This window comes from Vannielia litorea (assembly GCF_018424695.1).
Taxonomy (GTDB): Bacteria; Pseudomonadota; Alphaproteobacteria; order Rhodobacterales; family Rhodobacteraceae; genus Vannielia; species Vannielia litorea_A.
In genome coordinates, this window is sequence record NZ_QTNQ01000132.1 from 1 (window position 1) to 6,617 (window position 6,617).

A 6,617-nucleotide genomic window follows, 5' to 3' on the forward strand; every position below is an offset into this window, starting at 1 on the left:
CGCCAGCGCCACGCCCACCACCGCGCCGCCCAGCCCGGGCAGCAGCACCCAGAGCAACAAAAACGCGTGGCCGACATTGTCCCATCCCACCGGGCCGCGGCCGAGCCAGAGTTTCAGCCCGAGGCAGATCGCCAGCATACTGCCGAGGTAAATCGCGCCGCCGAGCGGGCTCATCCAGCGCAGCCAGAAGCCGAGCAGGCCGAAGACGAGGGCCGCGCCGAGGGCGACGGCGTGGAGTTCATGAAACATGGGCGCCACTCTCCCCCGCGCGCGGCCCCGCTGGCAAGGGGTTTCCCGCCTCAGCCGTCCGCCTTGCGGCGTTCGCCCTTGAGCCAGCGCCACAGGTAGATCACCGGCCAGCGCAGCACCGAGACGCCCGCCGCCATGCAGATCAGCGCAATCAGCGGCCCGTTCTCATAGGTGACCCAGCCGAGCAGCGGGATGCCGATCGCGATCAGCACGTAAGCCCGCGTCCAGTGGTTGTCCTTCGAGGGGATCATCGCGGCGAGGTTTGCGGCCAGCGCCCAGGCAAAGAAGCAGATGAGCGAGAGGGTCATGCGCGGGCTTTCCCGGTGAGTTTGCGGAACAGGTGCCCCAGCGGGCGGCGAAAGAAGGAGACGAAGACCGCGAGCGCCAGCACGCCGGGCACCGGCCCCCATTCGGCAAAGAGCAGGCCGATCAGCACCACCGCCCCCGCGATCAGCGCCAGCCCCGGCACGATCTGGTAGCGCATAGGCAGAAAGGCCGTCGCCGTGGCGGCGAAGATCCACAGGAAGACGGCGATCAGGAGCAGGCTCATGGGGCGATCCTTTCGGCCAGCGAGAGGCCAAGCGCGGCCAGCGCGGAGGCAAGCCCCGCGACAGGCACGGCCATGGGCACCCGGAAGGGCGCCTGCGGCGAGTGTAGCTTGAGAGCGACCAGCGATGTGTTAACGGCGGCGAAAACGGCGAGCAGCACCATCGAGGCGATCTCGGCCAGCTGCGCCACCGGCAGCGCCAGGGCCGCGCCGATCAGCGCCGCGCCGCAGGTGAGCGAGGCCAGCACCGGCGTGCCGAAGCGCGGGTGCGCATGGGTGAAGGGCGCAAAGGCGCGGGCCCGACGGCCAAGGCCGAAGAGCACGCGGGCGGCCATCACAAGCTGCGCCAGCACGCCGTTCAATGCCGCCAGCACCGCGATGGCCGCCAGAAAGCCCGCGCCCTGCCCGGTGGCCCGCTCCCAGACCAGCGCCAGCGGGCGCTCGGAGGCGGCGAGGTCGGCCGCGGGCACGGCGCGCAGGGCGGCAAAGCTGACAAGCGCATAAAGCGCGGCGGTGATGAGCAGCGAGGCGATGATCGCGCGGGGCATGGTGCGGGTCGGCTCGCGCGCCTCCTCGGCCATGTTCACCACATCCTCAAAACCGATGAAGGCAAAGAAGGCCAGCGCCGTGGCCGCCAGCACGGCCATGGCACCGGGAGCCACCTCAGGCACGGCTTGCACAGCAGGCTCGGCCAGCAGCCCCGCCCCTGAAACCAGCAGGAGGCCAACAACCTCGACGGCGGTAAAAAGCGCGGCCAGTGCAAGGCTCTCCAAAACCCCGGCGATGGCCACCAGCGTCAGCGCCGCGCCGAGGGCCACGATGGCCCAGCTCGGGGTGACAGCGACAAGTGCCGTGAGGTAGCCCACCCCGCCGCGCAGCACCGCCGCGCCCGAGACGGTGCCCGCCAGCACGATCGCCAGCCCAATGGACACCGGCAGGATCGTGGTGCCGAAGGCCTGCGCCACATAGGCCGCCTCCCCCGCCGCTTCGGGGATGCGCGCCGACAGCTCGGCATAGGTCAGGGCCGAAGGCGCGGCGATAAGGCCGGCAAGGATAAAGGCGAGCGGCGCGTAGCTGCCCGCAAGCCCCGCCACCGCACCGATCAGCACGTAGATGCCGGCCCCCACCATCACGCCGACGCCATAGGCGGTCATCAGGCCCGGCCCGATCCGCCGTTTCAGCGCCGCCTCAGCCACGGCGTGCCTCCCGGCGACGGATCAGCAGGCCAAGGCCCACGCCCAACCCCAATGGCACAAGCGCGAGCGGGCCCGCCTCGGCGCTTTGCGAGATGAGCCCGGCGGCCCATGTCGGCGCAATCCCGAAAAGGGCCATGAGCAAGGCGGCCACCAGCATCAGCACCACGAGCACCGTCAGCGCCCAGAGCGGCCGCGCGACCAGCATGGCCGCGCCGATGCCCAGGGCTGCGAATGTCACGAACACCGGCACCGGCCCGCCCCGCCTCAGCCCTTCAGCCTCTCCGGCAGGTTGTTGGCCCAGGCGCTGATCGTGCCCGCGCCGAGGCACACCACCATGTCGCCCTCGCCCGCCTGCTCGCGGACAAGGCGCACCAGGTCGTCCTCCGAGAGGATCGCGCGGGCGTGGCGGTGGCCGTGAGCGATGAGCCCGGCCACCAGATCATCGCGCGAGGCCCCGGGGATCGGGTCTTCGCCTGCCGCATAAACCTCGGCAATCGCCACCACGTCGGCATCGTTGAAGCAGGAGCAGAAATCGTCGAAGAGGTTGGACAGGCGCGAGTAACGGTGCGGCTGGTGCACCGCGATCACCCGGCCCTCGGTGGCCTGCCGCGCGGCCTTCAGCACGGCGGCAATTTCCACCGGGTGGTGGCCGTAATCGTCGATCACGGTCACGCCGTTCACCTCGCCGACGCGGGTAAAGCGGCGGTTCACCCCGCCAAAGCCGGCCAGCGCCGCCTTGATCTCCTCGGCCTTCATGCCGAGATGGCGCGCCACGGCCACGGCAGAGAGCGCGTTGCTGACATTGTGGTCGCCCGGCATCGGCAGGGTGCAGCCCTCGATCACCATGTCCTCGGTTTGCAGCCGGATGTCGAAATGCGCCACGCCCGCCTTGTAATGCAGGTTCACCGCACGCACGTCGGCCTGGGCGTTGAAGCCATAGGTCACGACACGGCGGTCGGTGACGCGGCCGACGAGGGCCTGCACGTCGGCATCATCGGTGCAGCAGACGGCGAGGCCGTAGAAGGGGATGTTGGAGACAAAATCCAGAAAACCCTGGTGCAGCGCCTCCTCGGTGCCCCAGTGCTCCATGTGCTCGGGGTCGATGTTGGTGACGATGGCGATTGTGGCGGGCAGGCGGTTGAAGGTGCCGTCGCTCTCGTCGGCCTCCACCACCATCCATTCGCCCTGCCCCATCCGGGCGTTGGAGCCATAGGCGTGGATGATGCCGCCGTTGATCACGGTGGGGTCGATCCCGCCCTTTTCCAGCAGCTCGGCCACCAGCGTGGTGGTCGTCGTCTTGCCATGGGTGCCGGCCACCGCGATGTTGGACTTCAGCCGCATCAGCTCGGCGAGCATCTCGGCGCGGCGCACCACCGGCAGGCCCTTGGCGCGGGCGGCGTCAAGCTCGGGGTTGCCCGGCTTGATCGCGCTGGAGATCACGATGACCTCGGCGTTCTCAAGGTTTTCGGCGGCCTGCCCTTCGAAGACGGTCGCGCCAAGGCTCTCCAGCCGCTCGGTGATCTTGCTCTTCTTCAGGTCCGAGCCCTGCACCTGGTAGCCGAAGTTCAGCAGCACCTCGGCGATGCCCGACATGCCGATGCCGCCGATCCCCACGAAATGGATCGCCCCCAGCTGCGTGGGGAGTTTCGTCACGCCTTGCATGATATTGCTTCCGTCCATGTCACTGCCCTCAGTCCTGCTCGCCGGAGTTGTTTCCGGTCGGCTCCACTCGCCCACTCTGCGCCAGCCCGTCCACCAAGGCAACCAGCCGCTCCGTCGCGTCCGGCTTGCCCACGCCGAGCGCCGCGAGCGACATGCGCGTGGCGCCCTCCGGGTTGTCCAGAATTGTGCGCATTTGCTCTGCCAGGCTCTCCGGGTCAAGCCGTTTTTCCGGGATCAGGATCGCCGCCCCGGCGTCAACCAGCCCGCGTGCATTGGCCGTCTGCTCGTCGCGGATGGCGGCGGCGAGCGGGATCAGGATGGCGGGGCGCCCGATCACCGAGAGGTCGGCCACGGTGGAGGCCCCGGCCCGGGTGATGACAAGCTGCGCCTCGGCCATGCGCTCGGGCACATCGGTGAAGAAGGGCTGCACCACCGCGTCGATACCGGCATCGGCGTAGAACTCGGTCACGCGCGCCTCGTCCTCGGGCCGGGCCTGGTGGCTGACGCGAATGTGGCGGCGGTGATGCTCGGGCAGCGCAGCGATGGCGGCGGGCACCACGTCGCTGAGGATGCGCGCGCCCTGGCTGCCGCCCATCACCAGCACCGACATCGGGTAATCGCCGGGCGGGATATAGGCCGCCCCGGCGCGCTCGAGGATGGCCGCGCGCACCGGGTTGCCGATGTCATGGCCCTCGGTGCCTGCGGGCAACTCGGTGGGCCATGTGCCGCAGGCGATGGCGTGGACGCGCTTGGCGAAAAGCTCGTTCACCCGCCCCAGCACGCCGTTTTGTTCATGGATGGCGCGCGGGCGCTTCAGCAGCGTCGCCGCCGCCAGCGCCGGGATCGAGGGGTAGCCGCCGAAGCCCACCACCACGGCGGGCTTGTCGCGCATCATCTTCACCGCCGCCGAAATCGTGCCCCCGGCGATGCGGAAGGGCACCGCCAGCTTGGCCAAGAGGCCGCCGCGGGCGAAGGTGGCCGAAGACAGCTCTTCGATCTCCACCGCCTCGGGAAAGCCGCCCACGTAGCGCGCGCCGCGCGCATCGGTCGAAAGCTTCACCCGCCAGCCCCGCGCCAGCATCGCCTCCGCCAGCGCCTGTGCGGGAAACATATGCCCGCCGGTGCCGCCTGCGGCGATGATGAGAAGGGGCTGCGTCATGTGTCTGCTCCGGCGTTGCTTGGGGTGCAGCCGGGGGAGTGAGTATTTTCAGCAAGAAAATGAAGCAGGTTTCGCGTCACGGCTGCCTCCGCAGCAGGATGTCGCCGATCTGGCCCTGCGGGCGGATGCGGGTGAAGGCCAGCAGCATCCCCACGAGGATGCCCCCCGCGATCATCGAGGAGCCGCCGTAGGAGACGAAGGGCAGCGTCATGCCCTTGGCGGGCAGCAGCCGCACCGCGACGCCCATGTTGATCATCGCCTGCACCCCGAAGATGCAGGCGAGCCCCGTGCCCGCGAGCCGGATGAACGGGTCACGCTCGCGCATCAGACGCAGCAGCGAGCGGACAACGATGGTGGAGTAGAGCAGGATGATGAAGAGCACGAGCACCAGCCCGTATTCCTCCGCCGCCACGGCGATGATGAAGTCGGTATGCGCATCGGGGAGTGACCATTTCACCTGCCCCTCGCCCACGCCGACGCCAAAGAACCCGCCCTCGATGATGGCGTTGGTTGCGTAGCCAAGCTGGGTGCGCGGATCGAGATCGGGAGAAAGGAAGCCGTCGATCCGGCGGGCAAAGTGCTCGGAGCCCTCATAGGCGGTGAGGCCGCCAACAACGACAAGCCCCGCCACGACCACGAGGATAGTGATCGGCGCTCCGGCCACGAAATACATCACCGCCCAGGCAAAGAGGATCAGGCAGGCCTGGCCGAAATCGGGCTGCAGCGCGAGCAGCATCACGATGATGACCGCGAGAATGAAGGAGAAGGACTTGCCCGGCGGGCCCGCCACCTGCTGCGAGGCGGCCATCAGCCAGGCGGCCAGCACCACGAAGCCGGGCTTCAGGAACTCAGACGGCTGCACCGAGGCGAAACCGAGCGAAAACCACCGCGTCGCCCCCTTGCCGAAGTCGGTGCCGAAGACCGGCAGCAGCAGGAGAGCCACGAAGCTGGCAAAGAAGCCCAGCACCGCGAGGCGGCGCACCAGCGAGGGATTCATCATCGAGAAGCCGAACATCACGATGAGAGAAAGCCCGCCGAAAAACGCTTGCCGCTGCACGTAGTAGAACGGGTCCAACCCGTTGCGCGCGGCCAGGGGCGGCGAGGCGGCAAGGCCCAGCAGCAACCCCACGCCGAAGAGCAAGAGGATGCAGGACATCGACCACCTGTCGACCGTCCGCCACCACCTGGGAAGCACCGGCTCGCCCGTCCGAACGGGGGCCGTGCCAAAAACCATCTCTGTCATCAGACTGCCTGATCTGCCTCGTATCGCCCGGTTTTCCGGGTCTGAGACAACCGTAACGCAAGGTGATTCGCATGGGAAGGCATTTTCGAATCACTTTTGGGATGGGGGCTTTACGGGTGGGGCGAAGTGAAAGGCCTCACCCTGGCCGTTGGCTTCTAACGCCGCCGCGTGTGGCCAAACGCCATCCAGGCGCGACGTCATGATGAACAGCAGTCTCCGAAAAATTCTCGCGAGCTGCCAGCGGTGGGGGTCGGCTAAGCGGGACGATGCGGACGTTGCGCTGAGCCGCGCGTCGACGGGCCGCGGTGCGGCGATCCGACGGCGGAGCGGCGCAGTTTATCGTTCTCAATTGCCTGTAAGGCCCGAGCCTTGCGCTGCCGTCGATGTATCGCCGTGCCGAGGGGCGGCCCGGCGATGCGCGGCGGCCTGCGGCCTTGATTCCGCGCATGGGAAGAGGCGGCAAGAGCAGTGATGGGCTCCAAGCGGCCACCGCACTTCGACCTCTCAGGGTTCTCCCCTGCACCAGTTCCCGCAAATGGCCGGAGCCTCACCCCTGCCCTT

At 68.4% G+C, this 6,617-nt stretch carries 8 protein-coding genes; all 8 read right to left on the minus strand.

Annotated elements, in window-relative coordinates:
• The coding region (locus DYI42_RS22660) for a hypothetical protein (protein WP_213549224.1) at window positions 1-249 on the minus strand (249 nt) is incomplete at its 3' end.
• Window positions 250-299: 50 nt separating this feature from the next.
• The gene (locus DYI42_RS22665; RefSeq protein ID WP_213549226.1) at window positions 300-557 is read right to left on the minus strand and encodes a DUF2484 family protein; all 258 of its coding nucleotides are present in this window, start codon (window positions 555-557) and stop codon (window positions 300-302) included.
• Entirely contained in the window at window positions 554-799 is a 246-nt protein-coding gene (locus DYI42_RS22670) for a DUF2484 family protein (RefSeq protein WP_244868102.1), read from the minus strand. The genes DYI42_RS22665 and DYI42_RS22670 overlap by 4 nt, the downstream gene beginning before the upstream one ends.
• Window positions 796-1,992, minus strand: coding sequence for an APC family permease (locus DYI42_RS22675; RefSeq protein WP_342344727.1), 1,197 nt, complete (start codon window positions 1,990-1,992; stop codon window positions 796-798). Before DYI42_RS22675 ends, DYI42_RS22670 begins: the two co-directional genes overlap by 4 nt.
• Window positions 1,985-2,230: a hypothetical protein gene (locus tag DYI42_RS22680; protein ID WP_213549228.1), complete on the minus strand. Its 246-nt coding sequence runs from the start codon at window positions 2,228-2,230 to the stop codon at window positions 1,985-1,987. The genes DYI42_RS22675 and DYI42_RS22680 overlap by 8 nt, the downstream gene beginning before the upstream one ends.
• Before the next feature lie 26 nt (window positions 2,231-2,256).
• The gene (gene murC / locus DYI42_RS22685) at window positions 2,257-3,654 is read right to left on the minus strand and encodes a UDP-N-acetylmuramate--L-alanine ligase (protein ID WP_213549238.1); all 1,398 of its coding nucleotides are present in this window, start codon (window positions 3,652-3,654) and stop codon (window positions 2,257-2,259) included.
• A gap of 28 nt (window positions 3,655-3,682) precedes the next feature.
• Window positions 3,683-4,813, minus strand: a complete 1,131-nt coding sequence (locus tag DYI42_RS22690; protein ID WP_213549230.1) for a UDP-N-acetylglucosamine--N-acetylmuramyl-(pentapeptide) pyrophosphoryl-undecaprenol N-acetylglucosamine transferase — start codon at window positions 4,811-4,813, stop codon at window positions 3,683-3,685.
• Between the two features lie 76 nt (window positions 4,814-4,889).
• Window positions 4,890-6,056 carry a putative lipid II flippase FtsW gene (ftsW, locus tag DYI42_RS22695; protein ID WP_213549232.1) on the minus strand — a complete coding sequence of 389 codons (1,167 nt, stop codon included), beginning with the start codon at window positions 6,054-6,056 and terminating at the stop codon, window positions 4,890-4,892.
• Window positions 6,057-6,617 lie beyond the last annotated feature (561 nt).